General features: G+C 69.7%; 16 protein-coding genes. 6 read left to right on the top strand and 10 right to left on the bottom strand.

Annotated features, from left to right (window positions below; all coding sequences use genetic code 11):
- Positions 1-8 precede the first annotated feature (8 nt).
- Entirely contained in the window at positions 9-3,575 is a 3,567-nt protein-coding gene (locus BOX37_RS29960; RefSeq protein ID WP_071930542.1) for an AfsR/SARP family transcriptional regulator, read from the top strand.
- Here the strand turns inward: BOX37_RS29960 and BOX37_RS29955 are convergent.
- The 5 genes from BOX37_RS29955 to BOX37_RS29935 all read right to left on the bottom strand — a co-directional run bounded on the left by BOX37_RS29955 (position 3,523) and on the right by BOX37_RS29935 (position 8,017).
- Complete coding sequence (locus BOX37_RS29955; RefSeq protein WP_071930541.1) at positions 3,523-4,344, bottom strand: ABC transporter permease; 822 nt, start codon at positions 4,342-4,344, stop codon at positions 3,523-3,525. The genes BOX37_RS29960 and BOX37_RS29955 overlap by 53 nt on opposite strands.
- Positions 4,341-5,318, bottom strand: a complete 978-nt coding sequence (locus tag BOX37_RS29950) for an ATP-binding cassette domain-containing protein (RefSeq protein WP_071931994.1) — start codon at positions 5,316-5,318, stop codon at positions 4,341-4,343. The genes BOX37_RS29955 and BOX37_RS29950 overlap by 4 nt, the downstream gene beginning before the upstream one ends.
- Before the next feature lie 77 nt (positions 5,319-5,395).
- Positions 5,396-6,532 (bottom strand): o-succinylbenzoate--CoA ligase, encoded by a 1,137-nt coding sequence (gene menE, locus BOX37_RS29945; protein ID WP_071931993.1) that lies wholly within the window; start codon positions 6,530-6,532, stop codon positions 5,396-5,398.
- A gap of 187 nt (positions 6,533-6,719) precedes the next feature.
- A complete protein-coding gene (locus BOX37_RS29940) occupies positions 6,720-7,109 on the bottom strand; it encodes a VOC family protein (RefSeq protein ID WP_071930540.1) in 390 nt (129 codons plus the stop codon).
- Positions 7,110-7,123: 14 nt separating this feature from the next.
- Entirely contained in the window at positions 7,124-8,017 is an 894-nt protein-coding gene (locus BOX37_RS29935; RefSeq protein WP_071931992.1) for a 1,4-dihydroxy-2-naphthoyl-CoA synthase, read from the bottom strand.
- 141 nt (positions 8,018-8,158) lie between these two features.
- Between BOX37_RS29935 and BOX37_RS29930 the strand changes: the two genes are divergently transcribed.
- The 3 genes from BOX37_RS29930 to menD all read left to right on the top strand — a co-directional run bounded on the left by BOX37_RS29930 (position 8,159) and on the right by menD (position 11,300).
- On the top strand, positions 8,159-8,605 hold the full coding sequence (locus BOX37_RS29930; RefSeq protein ID WP_071930539.1) for a DUF6918 family protein: 447 nt from the start codon (positions 8,159-8,161) through the stop codon (positions 8,603-8,605).
- A 431-nt stretch (positions 8,606-9,036) separates the two neighbouring features.
- Positions 9,037-9,417, top strand: a complete 381-nt coding sequence (locus BOX37_RS29925) for a hypothetical protein (protein ID WP_071930538.1) — start codon at positions 9,037-9,039, stop codon at positions 9,415-9,417.
- A 251-nt stretch (positions 9,418-9,668) separates the two neighbouring features.
- The gene (gene menD, locus BOX37_RS29920; RefSeq protein ID WP_071930537.1) at positions 9,669-11,300 is read left to right on the top strand and encodes a 2-succinyl-5-enolpyruvyl-6-hydroxy-3-cyclohexene-1-carboxylic-acid synthase; all 1,632 of its coding nucleotides are present in this window, start codon (positions 9,669-9,671) and stop codon (positions 11,298-11,300) included.
- Here the strand turns inward: menD and BOX37_RS29915 are convergent.
- Positions 11,297-11,527 carry a hypothetical protein gene (locus BOX37_RS29915; RefSeq protein WP_071930536.1) on the bottom strand — a complete coding sequence of 77 codons (231 nt, stop codon included), beginning with the start codon at positions 11,525-11,527 and terminating at the stop codon, positions 11,297-11,299. The two genes, menD and BOX37_RS29915, sit on opposite strands and share 4 nt — an antisense overlap.
- A 162-nt stretch (positions 11,528-11,689) precedes the next feature.
- Between BOX37_RS29915 and BOX37_RS29910 the strand changes: the two genes are divergently transcribed.
- A complete protein-coding gene (locus tag BOX37_RS29910) occupies positions 11,690-12,292 on the top strand; it encodes a TIGR03086 family metal-binding protein (RefSeq protein WP_071931991.1) in 603 nt (200 codons plus the stop codon).
- A gap of 237 nt (positions 12,293-12,529) precedes the next feature.
- On the opposite strand, the gene BOX37_RS29905 is transcribed toward BOX37_RS29910, so the two are convergent.
- A complete protein-coding gene (locus BOX37_RS29905) occupies positions 12,530-13,141 on the bottom strand; it encodes a TetR/AcrR family transcriptional regulator (RefSeq protein ID WP_071930535.1) in 612 nt (203 codons plus the stop codon).
- 82 nt (positions 13,142-13,223) lie between these two features.
- Between BOX37_RS29905 and BOX37_RS29900 the strand changes: the two genes are divergently transcribed.
- Positions 13,224-14,267, top strand: a complete 1,044-nt coding sequence (locus BOX37_RS29900) for an aldo/keto reductase (protein ID WP_071930534.1) — start codon at positions 13,224-13,226, stop codon at positions 14,265-14,267.
- A 1-nt stretch (position 14,268) separates the two neighbouring features.
- Here BOX37_RS29900 and BOX37_RS29895 read toward each other — a convergent pair whose 3' ends face one another.
- From BOX37_RS29895 to BOX37_RS29885, 3 genes are all read right to left on the bottom strand, one after another.
- On the bottom strand, positions 14,269-18,489 hold the full coding sequence (locus BOX37_RS29895; protein ID WP_071930533.1) for a bifunctional nitrate reductase/sulfite reductase flavoprotein subunit alpha: 4,221 nt from the start codon (positions 18,487-18,489) through the stop codon (positions 14,269-14,271).
- A 186-nt stretch (positions 18,490-18,675) separates the two neighbouring features.
- Positions 18,676-19,389, bottom strand: coding sequence for a demethylmenaquinone methyltransferase (locus BOX37_RS29890; protein ID WP_071930532.1), 714 nt, complete (start codon positions 19,387-19,389; stop codon positions 18,676-18,678).
- A 34-nt stretch (positions 19,390-19,423) separates the two neighbouring features.
- Positions 19,424-20,566 carry a glycosyltransferase family 4 protein gene (locus BOX37_RS29885; protein WP_071930531.1) on the bottom strand — a complete coding sequence of 381 codons (1,143 nt, stop codon included), beginning with the start codon at positions 20,564-20,566 and terminating at the stop codon, positions 19,424-19,426.
- Positions 20,567-20,568 lie beyond the last annotated feature (2 nt).

Raw genomic sequence — 20,568 nt, 5'->3', positions numbered from 1 at the left:
CTTTCGGCATGTCTGCACAGCATCTCGGGCCCGATGGGCTCTGCGCCGCCACCGCGGTCACCTCGCGCATCGTCGTGGGGGTTCTCGGCGTGATCGCGATCCGCCGGGACGACACGCTGGTCGCCCTGCCGGGGAACCGCGCGCGACTGCTGCTCGCCGCGCTGGCCGTGCGGCCCGGCCGGGCCCGTAGCGCGCAATCGTTGATCGATGAGGTCTGGGGCGAACAGCCACCCCGTGCCCCGATGAACGCCCTGCACACCCAGGTGTCGCGCTTGCGTGCCGCACTGCCCGAGAACGCGCTCGAGATCGGCCCGGCCGGATACCGGCTGACCTTGCCCGCCGACACCGTCGACCTGACCGCGGCGACCGCCCTCGTCCGCCGCGCTGACGAACACCTCGCCATGGGCGAGACCGCCGACAGCATCGCCGCGATCGCCACCGCCCGATCACTCTGGCGTGGCGAACCCGGCGCCGACCTACCCGATTCCGGGCCCGCCGAGGACCTGCGCGCGGCCGCCGAGCAACTCGGCCACGAGATGCGTCGCGTCGAACTCGCGGCCCACACCGCGCTGGGCGACCTGGCCACCGCCGTCCCGCTGGCTCGCGCCGCGTGCACCGCGCAACCCCTGGACGAAACCGCCCACGCCACCCTGATCCGTCTGCTCGCCGCCGCCGGGCGAAAAGGCGAAGCGCTCGAGGTGTTCGCGACCTACCGACTGCGCCTGATCGAGGAACTCGGCGCCGACCCCGGCCCCGCCCTGCTCGCCTTGCACACCGCGGTCCTACGCGGCGACCCGATCGAGCCACCGGCCGCCGGACAGTTCACGCGCCACGACGGCCGCGCGCGGTCCGTACCGGCCCGCAACGGCGCCGATTCCACGCAGGTCGAACGGGTGGGTGCCGATCCTGCGTTGGCCGGGCGAGTCGACGGCGGCTCCACGTTGGCCGGGCGGGCGGGCGAGGGTCGCGCGTCGGCCAGGCCGTTGGATGACGGCTCCGCCCTCGGCCTGCGCGCCGCGCCGAACGAATTACTCGGCCGGGCAGCCGATCTCGACGCCATCGCCGACATGGTGCGGCGGTCGCGGGTGACGACCGTCCTCGGACCCGGCGGCACCGGCAAGACCAGGGTCGCCAACGCGGTCGGGGAGCGACTCGCGCGTTCGGTACCGGTGGTGCTGGTCGAGTTGGCGCCGATCCAGGCCGCGGGAGCCGACGCGCGTGCCGAGATCGAGAGCGCGATCGGGCATGTCATGGGGCTGGGTGAGGTGGTGCGGGAGCCGGTCGGGATCCGGCAGGGCAGGCAGTTCGACGCGGGCAGGCGGCTGCGCGAGGCACTGGCGGCGCGCCCGACGCTGCTGATCCTGGACAATTGCGAGCACCTCATCGACGCGGCCGCCGAGGTGGTGGCCGATCTGGTCGGGGCGTGTGCCCAACTCGCGGTGCTCACCACCAGCCGTTCGCCGCTGGCGATCACCGCCGAGACCGTCTATCCGCTGGCACCGCTGGCCATCGACGCGGCGGGTTCGCCGGCGACGGAACTGTTCTCGGTCCGGGCCCGCGCGGTGCGTCCTGACGCGCGGCTCGACCCCGACACCGTGGCCCGGCTGTGCCGGACCCTGGACGGCTTGCCCTTGGCCATCGAGCTGGCGGCGGCGCGGGTGCGCACGATGAGCGTGGCCGAGATCGAGACCGGGCTCGAGCATCGCTTCGCGCTCCTGCGCAGTGGTGACCGGTCCGCGCCGCCACGGCATCGCACGCTGCACGCGGTGATCGCGTGGAGCTGGAATCTGCTCGAACCCGATCAGCAGGTCGTGCTGCGCAGGCTGTCGCGCTTCGCGGCCGGATTCACCGCGGCCGCCGCCGAGATCGTCGCGGCGGGCGCGCAGGTGCCCGAGATGGCCGCCGCGGTCGACGGACTCGCCGCGCAGTCGCTGCTCACGGTGCTCGACGACCCCGACGGCGCGGGTAGTAGATATCGCATGCTCGAGACCGTCCGCGAGTTCGGCGCCGAACAGCTCGCGGCCGTCGACGCGCGGACCGACGGCGCCGAGTCCGCCCTCGTCCAGGAGCGGATGGCCTGCTGGGCGCGGGAATTCACCACCGCGGCCGCTAGGAGGTACCGCACAGGCGACCAGGTCGCCGCCGTGCTCGCGGTGACCGCCGAGCTCGACAACCTGGTGGCGGTGCTGCGCACGGCCACCGAGCACGCCGACGCGCACACCGTCCACACGGTGTTCCCGGTCGCTGCGACGGTCTGGGTGATGCGCGGTGCGCACCTGGACTTCACCGGATGGGCGATGCGGGTGGCACGGGTCCCACCGCCGACTCCGTCCCCGGGCCTCGCCGCCGATCTGCAGATGATCACCCACCTGCTGACCTGGCTGCACCTGATGTTCCTCAACGACGGCGACCTGCGCCTCACCGCCACCTTGCGGACGCGGGCCCGGCGTCTGCTCGCCACCGACGAACTGGATCCGGGCCTGCGCTTCCTCGGCACACTGATCACCGGTCCGCTCACGCCGTCTCGACTGGCGCGACTGTTCGCAGACGGTGTTCGCGCGCCCGAACCGCAGGTCAGGGCCAGTGCGCTGATCGCGCGCGCCAACTTCTGGGAGAACGCGGGCAATGTCGCTGGTTCGACCAGAGACGCGAGGCAGGCGCTGGCCGTGGTCGAACCCGAGGACATCTGGGGCGCAGCGTTGGTCTGCCAGCATCTGGCGCAGCTGAGCGGACAGTCCGCGCGCTACGACGAGGCGGTGGGGTATTACCGGCGGGCGATCGAGCTGATGGGCCGGTTGCAGATCCATGACGAGGTCATGGAGATCCGGTGCTACCTGGTGGCCGCGCTGGTCGGTGCCGGGGAGCTCGAGCAGGCTCGCGCCGAACTCGAATTCGCCCTGCGCCGCGACGAATCGGGAATCCGCCAGGTGGACGACCCGGCCATCCGCCGCAATCACCGGCTCGCCGCCGTGGCCACCGCGGTAGCCGAACTCGAACTCGCGGACGGCGACATCGACGCGGGACTGCGCCACCATCGCCGCGCCCTCGATCTGCTCGGTTGGCCCGAATTCGAACTCACTCCCGGTCCCGGCGCGCACATGGTCGCGGCAGTCACGATCGACGCGTTCGTGCTGCACGGCCGGGCGCACGAGGCCGCTGACGTAGTCGAGGTGCTGACGACGATCGCCACACAGCGATTCGCTCAGTACAAGGACCTGCCCCAGATCGGTGGCGTCGCGTGTGCGATCGGCTCGTATCTGCTGGCCTCGGGACGCGAAGTCGGCCTCGAACTCCTTGCCCTGGCAACGGTCTCGACGGCCCGCCAGGACAACCCGTCGATGGAATCGTCCCGTCACTTCGCCCTGCACCGGCCCACGGTCGGCGCGGCGGCCATCGACCGAGCGCTGCGCCGAGCCGCGGGGTTGCGCCGCATCGACGCCGCCACCGCGCGCTCGAAATCATCGGCACCGTGGCAACGGCATCCAACCCGCTCGGATCGAATGCCGTTGCCACGCCACCGGTTCAGGCCCGGCGCATATAGGCCCGCACGGTCAGCGGCGCGAACACCGCGATGACCACCAGCGAGCCGACCAGCGACCAGATCAGATCCGCGCCATAGCTGTTGGCGTTCATCAGCGCCCGGCAGGTGTTGACCATGTAGTACACCGGGTTGACCTGGTTGAGCCCCTGCATCCACCCCGGCATGGTGCTCACCGGGGCGAACGCGCCGGACATGAACGTCAGCGGGAACATCACCATCAACGAGATGCCCTGCACCGACGCGGCGCTCTTGCCGGTGACCCCGACCAGCGCCCACACCCAGCTGATCGCGAACGAGCACGCCACGATCACCAGGCAGGCCGCCACGACCCCGGCCAGGCCGCCGCCGGGCCGGTAGCCCAGGCACAGGCCGACGATGACCGTCAGGGTCGAGGCGATGCCGTAGCGCACCATGTCGGCGATCAGGGCGCCCGCCAGTGCCGAGACCCGGGCGATGGGCAGGGATTTGAAGCGATCGAACACGCCCTTGTCCATGTCCTCCCGCAATTGGGTGCCGGTGACCACGGAACTGAGCACCACGGTCTGCACGAGGATGCCGGGGATCAGCACGGGCAGGTATTCGGCCACGCTGCCCGAGATCGCGCCGCCGAAGATGTAGGTGAACAGCGCGGTGAACAGGATCGGCTGCACCGTCACGTCGAAGAGCTGCTCGGGGTTGTGCTTGATCTTGAGCAGGCCGCGATGGGCCATGGTGAACGAGGTGGAGATGGTCTCGCGCACGCCGATCCGGTCGCTGACCTCGGCGATGTCGGTGGGCGCTGGAGCGATGAGTGCTGCGGTCATGCCGCGCTCCGTTCGGTGTCGTCGGCCGGGTGGCCGGTGATGGTGAGGAAGACCTCGTCGAGGGTGGGCTTGCTGACCGTGATCTCCTCGATCTCGATCTCCCAGTCGCGCAACCGGATCAGCAGGTCGGCGGTGAGGTTCGGGTCGGGCAGTGCCGCGGTGAGACGGCCTGCCTCGGGGCTGGTCTGCACGCTCACGTCGAGGAAGTCGCCGATGATGCGGCGCGCCTCGTCGAGCTGGTCGCGGTCGACCAGTGTCAGGTGGACCGAGGACCCGCCGACGGAGGCCTTGAGCTGGTCGGCGGTGCCGTCGGCGATGACCCGGCCGTGGTCGATGACCGCGATCCGGTCGGCCAGCTGATCGGCCTCGTCGAGGTACTGGGTGGTGAGCAGCACGGTCGCGCCCTCGGCGACCAGTGTGCGGATGGTGTCCCACATCTGGGCGCGGGTGCGCGGATCGAGGCCGGTGGTCGGCTCGTCGAGGAACAGCAGCGGCGGGGTGGCGATCAGGCTGGCGGCCAGGTCGAGGCGCCTGCGCATGCCGCCGGAGAAGTTCTTCAGCGGCTTGTTCGCCGCCTCGGCGAGGGCGAACTCCTCGAGCAGCTCGGTGGCCCTGCGACGGGCATCGACCCTGCTCAGGCCGAGCAGCCGGGCGAAGATGATCAGGTTCTCGGTGGCGCTGAGTGCCTCGTCGACCGAGGCGTACTGCCCGGTGACGCCGATCAGCGAGCGCACCGCGTTGGGCCGGGCAACCACGTCGTGGCCGAAGATCCTGGCGCTGCCGCCGTCGGGGTCGAGCAGGGTGGCCAGCATCTTGATGGTCGTCGTCTTGCCCGCGCCGTTGGGTCCGAGCACGCCATAGACCGAGCCGCGTGGCACCGCCAGGCTCACCCCGTCCACGGCGCGCTGCTTGCCGAACACCTTGACCAGGCCATCCGCCTCGACGGCGAGTGCTGAAGTGGGTGTGAAAGTCATGCGAGCCACGGTGCCCGTCCACACTTGCACCGCTCTTGCACGGCGATGACACGGCCCGGGCAAGGCCGTGCAAGAGGTCAGTGCGGAGTGTTCGCCAGCAGGTGCTCGCGCAGGGCCGCGCGGTCGGGTTTGCCGGGCCCGCGCAGCGGGATCTCGTCGAGTACGGCCAGTTCGCGCGGTGCCGCGATCGAATCGAGTTCGGCGACCACGTGGACGCGCAGTTCCTCCAGCGTCGGCGGCGTCGCGCCGGGCGTCGGCACGATCGCCACCGCCACCCGCTGACCCAGCCGCTCGTCGGGCAGGCCGAGCACGATGCACTCCCGGATACCGGGGTGATTGGCCAGCACGGCCTCCACGACCTGCGGGATCACCAGCAGTCCGCCGGTCATGATGGCCTCGTCGAGGCGGCCGGTGATCGAGAGGACACCGTCGTCGAAGGTGCCCGCGTCCTCGGTGCGGAACCAGCCGGGCTCGGCGAAGGCGGGATGATCGGGCAGATTGCGATAGCCGCGTGCGATCATCGCCCCGCCGAGGATCACCCGGCCGTCCTCGATGCGGATCCGCGCGCCGTGCAGCGGTACGCCATCGTAGACGCAGCCGCCGCAGGTCTCGCTCATCCCGTAGGTCCGCACGACGTTGATCCCCAGCGCGCGTGCCCGGTCGTAGACGGGCAGCGGCGTCGCCGCCCCGCCGACCAGCACGGCGTCGAGTTCGGCCAGCGCCTTGGCAGCCACCGGCGAATCCAGCGACTTGATCAGCTGCGTCGGCACCAGCGCGGTGTAGCGCCGTGGCCCACGCATCGCGCCGACCGCGCCGGCCAGCGCCTCGGGCAGGAATCCACCCGACACGTCGAGCACGGTCGGCTCGGTCCCGGCCAGGATGCTGCGCAGCAGGACCTGGATGCCCGCGATGTGGTGGGTCGGCAGTGCCAGCAGCCAGCTGCCCGGCCCGCCGAGGCGGTCGTGGGTGGCGTTGCCGCTGGCCCGCAGGGCTTCGGCGCCGAGCAGGGCGCCTTTGGGGATGCCGGTCGTTCCCGACGTCGTCACCACCAAGGCGACATCGTCGTCGATCGGATCGCCGGGCTTGAGCGCGTCGGAGAGCCTGCGTGCCTCACGCCGATCGGTGGTCGGGATCGGCAGCCAGGCCGGACCGCTGCCGTCGAGGGCTTGGCGCAGATGGGGAAGCACTTCGCCGACACCGGAACCGGTCGGCATCTGCAGCGTCCGCAGGGTCCTGCTCACGCCAACACCTCCGGATACAGCTTCCTGCGCGCCCTCACGGCTTCGATCGTGTCATGCGACCGACCAGACCCGGCCGACGGGTCTGTTTGCGCTTGCTCGCAGCTATCGTGCGCGGCCGGACCCGCATCGGCAACTCGGGTCGACCGCGCCCGATCGCCACTCACTCCGCCGACCAGCGCTGATCCCGCCGGATGGGATGTTCGGCAGGCACCTGGACCAGCACGATCGGGATCCCGTCGGGGTCACGCACCCACATCTCCCACAGTCCCCACGGTTCGAGCTCCGGCGCTCGCTCGATCGCAATTCCCTTGAGCGCCAACTCCGCTGCCGCGTCGCTGACATCGCGGACCTGCAGCCAGATCGCGCCGTCGAAGCGACCGGGCTCCCCGCCGCCGTGTGCGGCGACCTCGACCAGCGACTGCCCGGCGAAGAACACCGTGCCGCCCGGGTACTCGCGCGAGATCGCCAAACCGAGCCCGTCGCGGTAGAACTCCAGCGTGCGCGCGTAGTCGCTGGGGCGCAAGATGATCCGGCTGTTGAGAATTTCCATGGGGGAGTCCGTTCTCAGAAGTACCAGGGGTAGGGCGCCCAGTCGGGCTTGCGCTTCTCCAGGAACGCGTCGCGGCCCTCGACCGCTTCGTCGGTCATGTACGCCATTCTGGTCGCCTCACCGGCGAACAGCTGCTGGCCGACCAGGCCGTCGTCGAGCAGGTTGAACGCGTACTTCAGCATGCGCTGGGCCTGCGGGGATTTGCCGTTGATGTCGGCGGTCCACTCCAGCGCGACGTTCTCCAGCTTGTCGTGGTCGACGACCTTGTTCACCGCGCCCATCTGGTGCATCTCCTCGGCCGTGTAGGGCCTGCCGAGGAAGAAGATCTCGCGGGCGAACTTCTGCCCGACCATCTTGGCCAGATACGCGCTGCCGTAACCGCCGTCGAAGGAGCCCACATCGGCATCGGTCTGCTTGAAGCGCGCGTGCTCGCGCGAGGCCAGCGTCAGATCGCAGACCACGTGCAGGCTGTGCCCGCCGCCGGCGGCCCAGCCGTTCACCAGCGCGATGACGACCTTGGGCATGAACCGGATCAGTCGCTGCACCTCGAGGATGTGCAGGCGGCCCGCACGCGCGGTGTCGACGGTGTCGGCGGTCTCGCCCTCGGCGTACTGGTAGCCGTTGCGCCCGCGGATGCGCTGATCGCCGCCAGAGCAGAACGCCCAGCCGCCGTCCTTGGGGCTCGGCCCGTTGCCGGTGAGCAGCACCGCGCCCACATCCGGCGACATACGCGCGTGATCGAGCGCGCGGTAGAGCTCGTCGACGGTGTGCGGGCGGAACGCGTTGCGCACTTCGGGCCGGTCGAACGCCACCCGGACCGTGCCCTGCTCGATGTGCCGGTGATAGGTGATGTCGGTCAGGTCCTCGAACCCGGGGACGGGTCGCCACAACTTCGGATCGAAAGTCACGACCACGATTATTGCCCTACCGTCGGGCGCTCCGGTACGAGGTCGTAACACCGCAGGTGGAGCGGTCGCCGCGTGTTCTCGAGACCCGATGCGTATAGTTGCGCCTGCTCGTTCATCGAACCGATCCGGAGGAACCTGAAAGTGGTTGCAGCACTGTCTGAATCCCTGCTCGACGACACCAAGCGTCCTGCTTTCCTTGCTGACGCCGTCGAGGTTCTCGACGCCGAGGTCTCGGACAAAGGTGGTGCGTCCGGCCTGGCCGTGAAGGGTGGATACGCGGCGGTCAAGAAGATCAGCCCGACCATCGTTCCCGATGCCCTCGCATCGCTGGCGCCGAAGCTGCTCGACCAGCTCCAGCCGTACTGGGCCGAATTCACCGCGTCGGGCACCGGCACCTTCGCCGATCTGCTGACGGCGAAGTCCGACGAGGCGGCCGAGGCTCTGCTGGCCGTCACCGATGCCCGTGCCGAGGCGTCCACTCGCCCCGCGCTCAAGAAGGTGTATTCGTCGATGCGTGGTTCGGCCAAGAAGCACGTCATCGAGGCCCTGCCGCGCGTGGCCGACCTGGTGCAGAAGCACGCAGGCTGATCGTTTTCGCGTTCGACGGCGAGTCCGAGCTCCTTCGGCTCGCCGTCGGCCGCGGCTGGTAGTTCTCCAGGCCGCACACCGCCCGACGGTGTGCGGCCTGGAGTGTTTCCGAGCCGCTGAGGCCGGTCCGAGATCTCCGCTGTGCCGTGGGTCACGGATCGGCGATTAACATTCGTAACCTTCGTGTGGCCCTTCCGCCGGTGCGCTGCTGAGGGTTTGCCACCGCGTTCCCCGCCGATAGCGGCCTTTTTGCGCGCGAGCGTCACATGCGAGTTTCGCGATGATTTAACATTCTGAAAACATCTGGTTTGCGCAGAATTCACGGTGATTATCGCCACGTATAACGGATTGGATAATTCGATCTGGAATCGATTAGCTTTCGGTTGTCCGCAAGAAAGTCAGCCTGCCCCGGCGGGCCGAAAGGAATTCTCATGATGCGCAAGTCTCTCGTCGTCGCCGGTGCTGTCGCGTTCGCTCTGGCCGGTCCGGCCGCCATGGCCAACGCCGTCACCGGTTCGGCCAGCGGTTCGGCTGCTCTCGGTGCCGCGGGTTCCGCCGCTGCCGGTGGCTCGGGTTCGGCTGCCGCCGCAGGTGGCACCGGTTCGGCCGCTGCGGGTGCCCCCGTCCTCGCCACCGCGCTGGGCACCGGTTCGGCCGCCCTCGCCGGGCTCGGCACCGGCTCCGCCGCGCTGGCCGATGGTGTCGGCATCCTCGACACCGGCAGCTCGGCCCTGAACAACCTCACCTCGACCGGTGTGAACATCATCGACATCATTCTCGGTGTCAACGATCTGAACGCTCCCGCCGAGTAATTCAGCGGAACTGCGCGATAAAGCGGTGGCGGGCCCAATGGTTCGCCACCGCTTTTTTGTGTGTTCTTTCGTTCTTGATTTGCCGCATCGATAGCGACAAGATTGCTGACTGGTCATGCTGGGTGTCGTTGCGACTTCGCTTGCGGCGCACTGGATTGCCGTCGCATCGCTGTAATCGGCGCCGAGTGCGTGTTCCGGTTAACAGGGGGCAGCGGCAGCGCTTCGGTGGCAGGTCTGTCAGGCTGGTAATCGTGAATCCGTCAACAGCACAGGCGCGCGTGGTTGTCGATGAACTCGTGCGCGGGGGTGTGCGCGAGGTCGTGCTGTGTCCCGGATCGCGCAACGCCCCGCTGGCCTTCGCCCTGCAGGCCGCGGACGTGGCCGGGCAGTTGCGGCTGCACATGCGTGTCGACGAGCGCACCGCCGGATTCCTCGCGGTCGGGCTCGCGGTGTCCTCGGGGCGGCCGGTCCCGGTCGTGATGACCTCGGGTACCGCCGTGGCCAATCTCGGTCCCGCGGTGCTGGAGGCCAACTACGCGCGGGTGCCACTGATCGTCGTGAGCGCGAACCGCCCCTACGAGATGCTCGGCACCGGCGCCAACCAGACAGTGGAACAGCTCGGTCTGTTCGGCAGCCAGGTCCGCGCCACCATCAGTCTCGGTCTGGCAGAGGCCGAGGCGGGAGAGTCGGTGTACCCGCGCCAGAACAGTGTGTGGCGCTCGGCGGTCTGCCGGGTGCTCGCCGCCGCGCGCGGTACCCGTTCCGGCAACGCGGGGCCGGTGCAGTTCGATATTCCGCTGCGCGAACCGCTGGTCCCCGAGCTGTCCGAGGACCCATTGCCCAGGGGCCGCGACGGGGAACGGCCGTGGACGGCGACCCAATACGCCACCCTCGACGTGCCCCTAGACATCGATCTCACCCCCGACACCGTCGTCATCTCCGGCCACGGCGCCGGTCTGCGTCCCGAACTGGCCGAGTTGCCGACCGTGGCCGAGCCCACCGCCCCCATGCACGGTCCCGCGCTGCATCCGCTGGCGCTGTCGCTGCTGAAGCCCGCCCAGGCGATCATCACCGGCCGGCCGACCCTGCATCGCCAGGTCTCGCGGGTGCTGGCCGATCCGAACGTCACCGTGTTCGCCCTCACCACCGGCCCGCGCTGGCCCGATGTTTCCGGCAACGTCGTGGGCACCGGTACCCGCGCGGTCACCACCGGCGCGCCGCGTCCCGAGTGGCTCACCCGGTGCGCGGAACTGAACGACCGGGCCGAGGCGGTGGTGCGCGCCGAGCTGGCGGCGCACCCCAAGGCCACCGGTCTGCACGTCGCCGCCGTCGTCATGGGCGCGCTGCGCGCGGGCGACCAACTGCTGCTCGGCGCCTCGAATCCCGTGCGCGACGCGGCACTCGTCTCCAGTCCGCGCCCCGGTGTCAGAGTGCTGTCCAATCGCGGTGTCGCCGGGATCGACGGCACCGTCTCCGGTGCGGTCGGCGCCGCGCTGGCCCATTCCGGTCGCACGGTGGCCCTGATGGGCGACCTGACCTTCCTGCACGACGCCTCCGGCCTGCTGATCGGTCGCGGCGAACCGCGCCCCGACAACCTCACGATCGTCGTCGCCAACGATGACGGCGGCGGCATCTTCGAACTGCTCGAGCAGGGCGATCCGCAGTACGCGGGGGTGTTCGAGCGGGTTTTCGGCACCCCGCACGGGATGGACCTGGCCGCGCTGTGCGCCGCCTACCGGATCCCGCACCGCCAGGTCGATCCCGCCGAACTGGCCGTGGAACTGGCCTCGGACGCGCACGGGCTGCGGGTCCTCGAGGTCGCGACCGAGCGGTCGAGCCTGCGCGAACTGCACACCACCGTGCGGGCGAAGATCACCGGCTAGGGCTCCTCGGCGACGAATTCCTCATCGAACGGGACCGCGATGGTCTGCTCGATCACATCCGCCGGATCGGCGTGGTCGGCCTCGCGGGCGACGCTGGCCGCCATCTCGTCGTCGGCGGCGAAGAAGTCCGGATCATCGGGGTCGTCGTCGCGGAAGGCCGATCGCTGCTGTTCGACGCGATCGGCCTCGGGAACCTCGTCCAATGGTGTGGATTCGTTGTCGATCATCGGTGCTCCTGTTCGTCGTCGTCGCCTCGGACGTGGTGCCACTGATCGGGCCTTGCACGTCCAGGGTGCGCCGATCCGGTCCGCGCGGCAACCCGCGCCGATGAGTTCGCGCGCCGAACATCGTCTGTACTGGTGCCGCAGTTCGTCGCCGAAGGAGCGCTCATGGAAACGCAATTCGATTTCGCCCCCGCCGCCCGGTCTCTCGCCGCCGTCATCGACGGCATCACCGAGGACCAGTTCACCGACCCGACGCCGTGCGCCGGCCTCACCGTCCGTGACCTGCTCGCGCACGTCGTCGGTCTGAGCGAGGCATTCCGCCAAGCGGCGACCAAAGAGGCGATCGGCCACTCCGCACCGCCGCCCAGCGGCGCCGACAGCCCGCTGCCCGACGATTGGCAGACCCGTATCCCGGTCCAGCTCGACGCGCTGGCCGCCGCGTGGTGTGCCCCCGAGGCATGGGAGGGCGAGACGGAGGCCGGTGGGGTCACCATGCCCGCCGTGGTCATGGCCACCGTGGCGCTCGACGAACTCGTCATCCACGGGTGGGATCTCGCCGTCGCGACCGGGCAGAATCTGTCCGTCACCCTTGATGATCTAGCGATTCTGTCCGACTTCCTGGGCGAGACCGATCCAGCGGGCACCCCTGGCCTGTTCGGTCCCGTCGTGTCCGTCGCGGCCGACGCGCCCGCGCTCGACCGCCTCCTCGGCCTCACCGGTCGCGACCCCGGCTGGCGCTCGGTCGCCGCGGCCGACCGGCGGGTCTGATCGGGAGAATCGCCTGGCTCCGCTCGACTGTGTCAACGCCCGCGATCTCGGTGGCGGTCGGTCATCACGGCCCATCGGTCGATTGTCCGGCGCGCTCGACGGTCCGGTGATGGCCTGCTGGGTGTGCTTGCCTGGCCAGACCATGCGCGATCCCGGGCGCCCGCGGCGGCGTTGGTCGAACGAGCCACGGCTCCTGCCCCGGCGGCCAGGCGGTCGACCTCCGGCCGTGGTGGCGGTTCAGCTGACGAATGTCCCGGCGACTGTGGCGAGAGCGGCTGCCCTGGCCGATCGATCGGCCGCGTCCTGGTCGATCGGGTCGCCGCTGGCCAGTAGGCGGTAGTAGAGCGGGGCCGAGACGGCGGACAGGACCGCGCGCGGATCGGTGCCGACGGGTGCCTCGCCGCGGACGACGGCGTCCTCGACGCACGGGGCCCACTCGGCGAGGCGGGTGTCGTAGAAGGTGTGTAGCGCGGTGGCGGTCAGCTCGTCGCCGGCGGCCGCGGCGATGACCGCGCGGAACAGGTTGCCCTGTCGAGGGTCGGCGAGGGTCTTCGCGACCAGTCGGGCGTTGGCGGTGAGGTCGTCGAGCAGTGTGCCGGTGTCGGCGCGGGGGAGCGACTGTTCGGCCATGTCGACGAGCAGGTCGGCGACCAGGCCGGCCGGGGTCCGCCAGCGGCGGTAGACGGTGGTCTTGCCGACGCCGGCGCCCGCGGCCACCTCGGCCAGGTCCAACTGCGCGAAACCTCGATCGGCGAGGACGTCACCGGCCACCTCGAGGACTGCTTCGCGCACCCGTGCGGTGCGCCCACCTGGGCGAACAGAGCCGGGCCAGGCAATGTCGTGCTCCATAACGGAACTCCTGTTTCATTTAAGGCGAATCGCGTGTACTGTCGATCATGTTAACGGAACTATAGACCCCTTAGGAGTTCTCATGGAGTATCGGCGGCTCGGCGCATCCGGTCTGCTCGTTCCCGCGCTCGGTTTCGGTGCGGGCACCTTCGGGGGCCGCGGCGCCTTGTTCAGCGCATGGGGCGATACCGATGCCGCGCAGGCGCGGCGGCTGGTCGACATCAGCCTGGAAGCCGGCGTCTCCCTGTTCGACACGGCTGATGTCTACTCCGATGGTGCCTCGGAGGAAGTGCTGGGCGCGGCGATCAAGGGCAGGCGCGACCAGGTGATCCTGTCCACCAAGTCCGCGCTGCCGACAGGGCCGGGCGCGCACGAGGCCGGTTCCGGCCGGGCCAGGTTGATCCGCGCCGTCGATGCGTCGCTGCGCCGACTCGGCACCGACTACCTCGATCTGTTCCAGCTGCACGCCTTCGACGCGGGCACCCCCCTGGCGGAAACCCTGACGGCCCTGGGCGATCTGGTGCGCGCGGGCAAGATCCGCTACCTCGGTGTCTCCAATTTCGCGGGCTGGGAGCTGATGAAAACCCTGTCCACCGCCGAGGCCCTCGGCCTGGAAAGGCCGGTGGCCCATCAGGTCTACTACTCGCTCGTCGGCCGCGACTACGAATGGGAGCTGATGCCCCTCGGCGCCGACCAGGGCGTCGGCGCGATCGTCTGGAGCCCGCTCGGCTGGGGCAGACTCACCGGGAAAATCCGTCGTGGGCAGCCCCTTCCCGCCGGGAGCAGGCTGCACGAGACAGCGCAGGCCGGCCCACCCGTCGACGACGAACACCTGTACACCGTGGTCGAAGTACTCGATCGCATCGCCGCCGACACCGGCCGCAGCGTCCCGCAGATCGCCCTGAACTGGCTACTCACCCGCCCCACCGTCGCCACCGTCCTCCTCGGCGCCCGCAACGAGCAACAGCTACGCCAGAACCTCGGCGCCGTTGGCTGGCAACTCGACCCGGCGCACCTGGCCGCGCTCGACGCAGCGAGCGCCACCACACCCCCGTACCCGTACTACCCGTACCACCGGCTCCCGGACTTCACCCGCCTCAACCCGCCAGCCGTCCGGGCGGCCTGAGTCAGTACACGTCGCGCACGTATCGCTTCTCGGCGACCAACTGCTTCTTGAAGGCCAGGGCGGCCGGTTCGTCCAGTTTGCCGTGGATCCGCGCGATCCGCAGCAGGGTGTCGTCAACGTCCTTGGCCATCCGGGCAGCATCGCCGCAGACGTAGAAGTGAGCGCCGTCGCGCAGCCACGACCACAGTTCGGCGCCGTGCTCGATCATCCGGTGCTGCACATAGACCCGTTCGCGCTGATCACGGGAGAAGGCCAGGTCCAGGCGAGTGAGGAAGCCGGAGCGGAACATGTCCTCCAGTTCGGTGCGGTAGTAGAAGTTCTGCTCGGAGTACTGATCACCGAAGAACAACCAGTTGCGGCCGGTCGCACCCAGTGCCTGGCGCTCGTGCAGGAAGCCGCGGAAAGGAGCGATGCCGGTGCCGGGGCCCACCATGATCATCGGGGCGTTCGGATCGGCGGGCGGGCGGAAATGCGGTGCCCGCTGCAGGAAGATCGGCACCGCGGCGCCTGCTCTGTCGGCCAGGAAGGTCGAGCACACCCCGCCGCGGCGGGCCGCGTTGCCCACCGGGTCGCCGTAGCGGAGGACGCCGACCGTCAGCTGCACCTCGTCGGGGGTTGTCAGCGGGCTGGAGGAGATCGAATATTGGCGCGGCTGCAGCTTTTTCAAGACGCCGAGCCAGTCCACGAGGTCGGTGCGCACCGGGAAATCGCGCAGCACGTCCACGGCCTGGCGGTCCCACAGGTAGCTGGCGAGTTCGTTGCGGTTGTCGCGGCGCAGCAGCTTGGCCAGCTGCGGGTTCGGGTTGCGTTCAGCGATGAAGCCGAGCAGGTCCTGGCTCACCTTGGTGATGTCGTAGTGGGTGCGCAGGGCGTCGGTGAGGGTGAGCTCGCGGTCATCGACGTCGAGCACGCGGCGACCGTCCAGGCCGGTCGAGGTCAGCCATTCCTCGACCAGTTCGGGGCTGTTGGCGGGCAGTACGCCCAGAGAGTCGCCCACGTCGTAGTCGGCTTCGAGGTCGCGCAGGTCGAAACCGAAGCGGCGCACCTCTTTCGTCGAGCCGGGGGCGCTGAGCGTCTCGTTGCGGACGAGAGTGGCGCGGACCGGCGCGTGCCGGGTGAAGGGTGCGGTGGTGCGCTGGACTCGGCCGGGAGCCGGCGCAGCGGCACGATCGAGCACGATGGCGCCGCCACCGCGGCCGATGGGGGACGTGCGGACCGGATTCGACTGGGGCGCGGCACTGTTGGCGGACACGGGTGAACCGCCGTGCGGAGGTGTGACGTCGTGCGGTGCGCCCCCGGGGTCGGTGGGCCCGGTGGTGAGCACGGCCAGCACCTCGTCGAGCCACTGCTCGGCGGTGTCGAGGAAGTCCGGTTCACTGTCCACCCGCGGCAGCAGCCGCTGCGCGCCACGCTCGGCGAGCAGGGTGTCGAGCTTGCGGCCGTGGCCGCAGAAGTCGTCGTAGGAGGAGTCGCCCAGGGCGAAGACCGCGTACCGCACCCCGGTGAGCCGAGCGGCGCTGTCCGCGAGCCTGGTCCAGAAGTCGGCGCCGTTGTCCGGCGGCCCGCCGTCGCCGAAGGTACTGGTGACGACGAGAACATCGCCCGACAGCGAGGTGAGCTCACAGGAGTCCATATCGAGCACCGACGGGATGAGTCCCGCCTCCGACAGTCGCGTGGCGACGGTGGTGGCCAGCTCCTCGGCATTCCCGGTCTGGGAGGCCCACAGCACCGTCACCGGCGGCGCGGTCGGCACGGTGCCGACGGTCTCGGCCGCGCCGCCGGTACCGCGGGAGTACATGCCCGCCAGCAAGCCATCGACCCACAATCGCGACTGGATGGACAGCGGCGCGCTGGGAGGCAGCACCGGCTGGCCGGTCACCGGAAGTGACTGCAGTGCGGCGAGAAAGCCGCTGAGATAGACCAGTTCGGTCTCGCTGAGCGACGGCGCGGTGCCTGCGTCGAGGCCGAGGATCGCGGCCAGCGGATGCGTGATCGGCTGCGACGGCGCCTCTTCGGGTTTGGCGACCGGCCCGACCCGGCGCAGCGCCACCGCGCACGCCTTGAACTCCGGTTGCAGAGAAGCCGGATCGACCGCGTCGTTGGTGACCGCGTTGATCGTCAGGTATTCACCCTGTTCGTCGTTCCAATGGAAGGGGGCGAAGCAGTCACCCGGGCGGACCCGGTCGCTGATCTGCACCGGCAGCACGGCACGACCACGGCGCGAGGCGATCTCGAGCTCGTCGCCCGCCGCGAGACCGAGGCGCTCGGCGTCTTCGGGATGCACCTCGACGAAGGGCGCGCCGTTGAGCTTGGTCAGCTTGGTGATCTTGCCGGTCTTGGTCATCGTGTGCCACTGGTGTTGCAGACGACCGGTGTTGAGCAGGAAGGGGTAGTCGTCGTCGGGCAGTTCGGCGGCGGGCAGGTGCGGGCGGGCGAAGAACACCGCGCGGCGGCTCGGCGTCGCGAATGCCAGCCGCGGGGTGACGCCGTGCTCGTCGACGTGCAGTGGCTGGTGGACACCGTCGTTGCGATAGCGGATCGGATTGCGTCGCGATTCGCTGTCTCCGCACGGCCACTGCATCGGGCCCTCGCGCAGCAGCTCGTAGCTCATCCCGCTGAGGTCGTAGCCGGTCGCCGGATTGGTGAACTGCTGGATCTCGGCGAATACCTCGGCACTGGAGGTGAAGTCGAAACCAGGGAACCCCATGGCTGTGGCGACCTGCGCGATCAGCAGCCAGTCGGGCCGGGCGTCGCCGACCGGATCGACGGACTGCTGCAGCAGGGTGACGTTGCGCTCCGAGTTCACCATCACCGCATCGGTTTCCGCCCACAGGGCGGCGGGCAGCAGCAGATCGGCGTAGGCGTTGGTGGCGGTCTCGGCGTAGGTGTCCTGCACGACGACCAGCTCCGCCGCTTCCAGCCCGGCGATCACCGTCTTGCGATTGGCCACGGTGGCCACCGGATTGGTGCAGATGATCCAGGCGGCCTTGATCTCGCCGTCGGCCAGGCCACGGAACATGTCGATGGTGCCGGGTCCGGCTTCGGTGCGCAGGGTATCGGCGGGCAGATCCCACGCCGTCTCGACGAAGGCACGGTCGGTGGGGGAGAGCAGGCTGCGCTGGCCGGGCAGACCGGGGCCCATGTACCCCATCTCCCGCCCGCCCATCGCGTTGGGCTGTCCGGTCAGCGAGAACGGGCCACTGCCCGGTCGGCAGATCGCTCCGGTCGCCAGGTGCAGGTTCACCAACGCGTTGGTGTTCCAGGTGCCGTGCGTCGACTGGTTGAGGCCCATCGTCCACAGCGACATCCACTCGCCCGCCTCGGCGATCATGGTCGCCGCGGTGCGGATGTCGGCTTCGGCCAGGCCGGTCAGCTCGGCGACACGGGCGGGCGGATAGTCGGCGAGGAACTCGGGCATGGCGTCCCAGCCCTCGGTGTGCTCGGTGATGAACGCGGTGTCGATCGCGCCGTCGGCGACGAGCAGGTGCAGCAGACCGTTGAGCAGGGCCAGGTCGGTGCCCGGCGCGATCTGCAGGAAGAGGTCGGCGCGGGCGGCGGTCTCGGTGCGGCGCGGATCCACCACGATCAGCTTGGAGCCCGCCTTGAGCCGGTCGGCCATCCGCAGGTACAGGATCGGATGGCAGTCGGCCATGTTCGCACCGCTGACCAGGAACAGGTCGGCGTGCTCGAAGTCGTCGTAGGAGCCGGGCGGACCGTCCGCGCCGAGTGACTGCTTGTAGCCGGTGCCCGCGCTGGCCATGCACAGCCGCGAATTGGCTTCGATGTGTTTGGTCCGCAGGTAGCCCTTGGCGAGTTTCGTGGCCAGGTACTGGGCTTCCAGTGACATCTGTCCGGAGACGTAGAGGGCGATGGCGTCGGGGCCGTGCTCGTCGAGGATCGCGCGCAGCCGGGTGGCGGTCTCGTGCACGGCCTCGTCGACCGGCAGCGTTACCGGGACCTGCCCGCGCTCGGGGCGGCGGAAGGCGGTGTCCATCCGGCCCGGCGCGGCCATCATCTCCGCGTGGGTCGCACCCTTGGTGCACAGTCGGCCAGCGTTCGCCGGGTGCAGTTTGTCCCCGGTGACCTTGGCGATGACCCGCGCGCCGGACTTATCAGTCTTGGACTGGACGCTGATGCCGCAACCGACACCGCAATACGAGCACTGTGTACGCACAGTGTCCGCGCCGCGGATGTCAGCTTCCCCTGTCATACCCACGATCATCCGCACCTGTCGTTGCGCTCGATTTACCGAACGTTATGTCCAGGTGACAATCGACCTCACGTCCGATAATCGGCACTGTGAGGAAACGGTAGCAATATCAGCCCTGATCAGGGCGGGTTCCGCTCTGGAAGATCGAGAGCGGGCGCCCGGCCGGGGTGACCGGATTCACCCGCTTCGCCGGTGACTTCAGCTCAGTTTGTAGCCGCGATGCAACGCCACCACACCACCGGTGAGATCGCGCCACTGCACCGAGTCCCAGCCCGCGTCCGCGATCCGGCGGGCCAGCCTGCGCTGATTGGGCCACGCGCGGATCGACTCGGCCAGGTACACGTAGGCGTCCGGATTGGAGCTGACCGCGCGCGCCACCCGGGGCAGCGCCTTCATCAGGTACTCCATGTAGATCGTGCGGAACGGCCCGAACACCGGCGTGGAGAATTCGCACACCACCACCCGGCCACCGGGCTTGGTCACCCGCAGCATCTCGCGCAGCGCCACATCGATGTCGGCGACATTGCGCAGACCGAAGGAGATGGTCACCGCGTCGAAGGAATCGTCGGCGAACGGCAGCGCCATCGCGTCACCGGCCACCATCGGCACCTGCCGGAACCGGCCCGCCGAGAGCATGCCCTGGGAGAAGTCGGCGGCCACACACCAGGCACCGGACTTGCCGAGCTCCACCGTGGACACCCCGGTGCCCGCCGCCAGGTCGAGCACCCGCTCACCAGGGCGCAGACCGAGCGCGCGCCGCGTGGCCCATCGCCAGTAGCGGTCCTGCCCGCCGGAGATCACCGTGTTGGTGAGGTCGTAGCGTTTCGCCACACCGTCGAACATCGACGCGACCTCGTGGGGTTGCTTGTCCAGCGAAGCCCGAACCGGTTCCCGCTGCTCTGTTGTCGCCACGAATCGAGCTTATCCGGCGGGGGGCCGCGGTGCTCTAGGCCGAGCGCAGCAAGCGCTCGCGCGTCCCGGTGACCTCGGCGTAGTGCCCGATCAGCTCGGTGCAGATCGCGGGCCAGGTGCGGTGCAGCACCGACTTGCGCGCCGCCGCCGAGAATCGGGCGCGCACCGCGGGGTCACGCAGCGCCGAGACCGCGCTGGGCAGCAGTTCGACGAATCGGTCGACCGGCAGCAGGTACCCGTTGCGGCAGTGCGCGATGAGATCGCGCGGCCCGCCCGCGTCCGGTCCGATCACCGCGACACCCGAGGACAGCGCCTCCTGCACGCCCTGGCAGAAGGTCTCGTGCTCGCCGGGATGCACCATGACGTCCAGGCTCGCGTAGTGCTCGGCCAGTTCGCTGCCGCCCAGCTCACCGGTGAACACCGCGTCGGGCAGCAACCGGCTCAGCCGCGCCCGCTCCGGCCCGTCGCCGACCACCACCAGTTGGATCGACGGGTCACCGGCCAGCGCTACCAGCCGCTCCACATGCTTTTCCGGCGCGAGCCTGCCGACGAATCCGACGACGAGCTGATCCCGGCCGTTCAGCCAGCTCGCCCGCAGTTCGTTGCTGCGCGCGCCCGGGTTGAACCGCTCGATGTCGACCCCGCGGCCCCAGCGGTGCACGCGCGGGATGCCGTGCTCGGCGAGGTCCTCGGCGGCCGCCGAGGACGGTGCCAGCGTGCGGGTGGCGCCCTCGTGAATGCGCCGGGTCCAGGCCCAGGCCGCCCTGGCCGCCAGCCCGAGCCCGTAGCTCTTCGCGAACCCGGCCACATCGGTCTGATACACCGCGATCGAGGGCAGATCGAGCCGCGTCGCTGCCGCGAGTCCACCGGCCCCGAGCAGGAATGGCGAGGCCAGATGCACCACATCGGGGTCGAAAGCCGCGATCGCCGCGGTGATCCCCGGTTGCGGCAGCCCGACCGGCAGCGAACTCACCTTCGGCACCATCATCGCGGGCACCCGGTGCACCGGGAAACGGCCGTGGAAGCGCGGCGCGGGCGGTGCGCCGCGCAGCGTGTCGGGCGCGACGATCATCGCGTCGTGTCCGTGCTGGTCGAGGTGGTCCAACACCCGCAGGACGGAGTTGACGACGCCGTTCATGTTCGGCAGGAAAGACTCCGAGACGATGGCTACGCGCACCC

Origin of the sequence: Nocardia mangyaensis, assembly GCF_001886715.1 — a bacterium.
In the GTDB taxonomy this organism is placed as follows: domain Bacteria; phylum Actinomycetota; class Actinomycetes; order Mycobacteriales; family Mycobacteriaceae; genus Nocardia; species Nocardia mangyaensis.
The sequence above is the reverse complement of the archived record's forward strand: the minus strand, read 5'-3'. Positions and strand labels throughout refer to the sequence as shown.

Excerpts from the sequence above, each read along its gene's own strand:
- BOX37_RS29960 (WP_071930542.1), top strand. The coding sequence starts at position 9 with ATGTCTGCACAGCATCTCGGGCCCGATGGGCTCTGCGCCGCCACCGCG.
- BOX37_RS29955 (WP_071930541.1), bottom strand. The coding sequence starts at position 4,344 with ATGACCGCAGCACTCATCGCTCCAGCGCCCACCGACATCGCCGAGGTC.
- BOX37_RS29950 (WP_071931994.1), bottom strand. The coding sequence starts at position 5,318 with ATGACTTTCACACCCACTTCAGCACTCGCCGTCGAGGCGGATGGCCTG.
- menE (WP_071931993.1), bottom strand. The coding sequence starts at position 6,532 with ATGCCGACCGGTTCCGGTGTCGGCGAAGTGCTTCCCCATCTGCGCCAA.
- BOX37_RS29940 (WP_071930540.1), bottom strand. The coding sequence starts at position 7,109 with ATGGAAATTCTCAACAGCCGGATCATCTTGCGCCCCAGCGACTACGCG.
- BOX37_RS29925 (WP_071930538.1), top strand. The coding sequence starts at position 9,037 with ATGATGCGCAAGTCTCTCGTCGTCGCCGGTGCTGTCGCGTTCGCTCTG.
- BOX37_RS29915 (WP_071930536.1), bottom strand. The coding sequence starts at position 11,527 with ATGATCGACAACGAATCCACACCATTGGACGAGGTTCCCGAGGCCGAT.
- BOX37_RS29910 (WP_071931991.1), top strand. The coding sequence starts at position 11,690 with ATGGAAACGCAATTCGATTTCGCCCCCGCCGCCCGGTCTCTCGCCGCC.
- BOX37_RS29905 (WP_071930535.1), bottom strand. The coding sequence starts at position 13,141 with ATGGAGCACGACATTGCCTGGCCCGGCTCTGTTCGCCCAGGTGGGCGC.
- BOX37_RS29900 (WP_071930534.1), top strand. The coding sequence starts at position 13,224 with ATGGAGTATCGGCGGCTCGGCGCATCCGGTCTGCTCGTTCCCGCGCTC.
- BOX37_RS29895 (WP_071930533.1), bottom strand. The coding sequence starts at position 18,489 with ATGATCGTGGGTATGACAGGGGAAGCTGACATCCGCGGCGCGGACACT.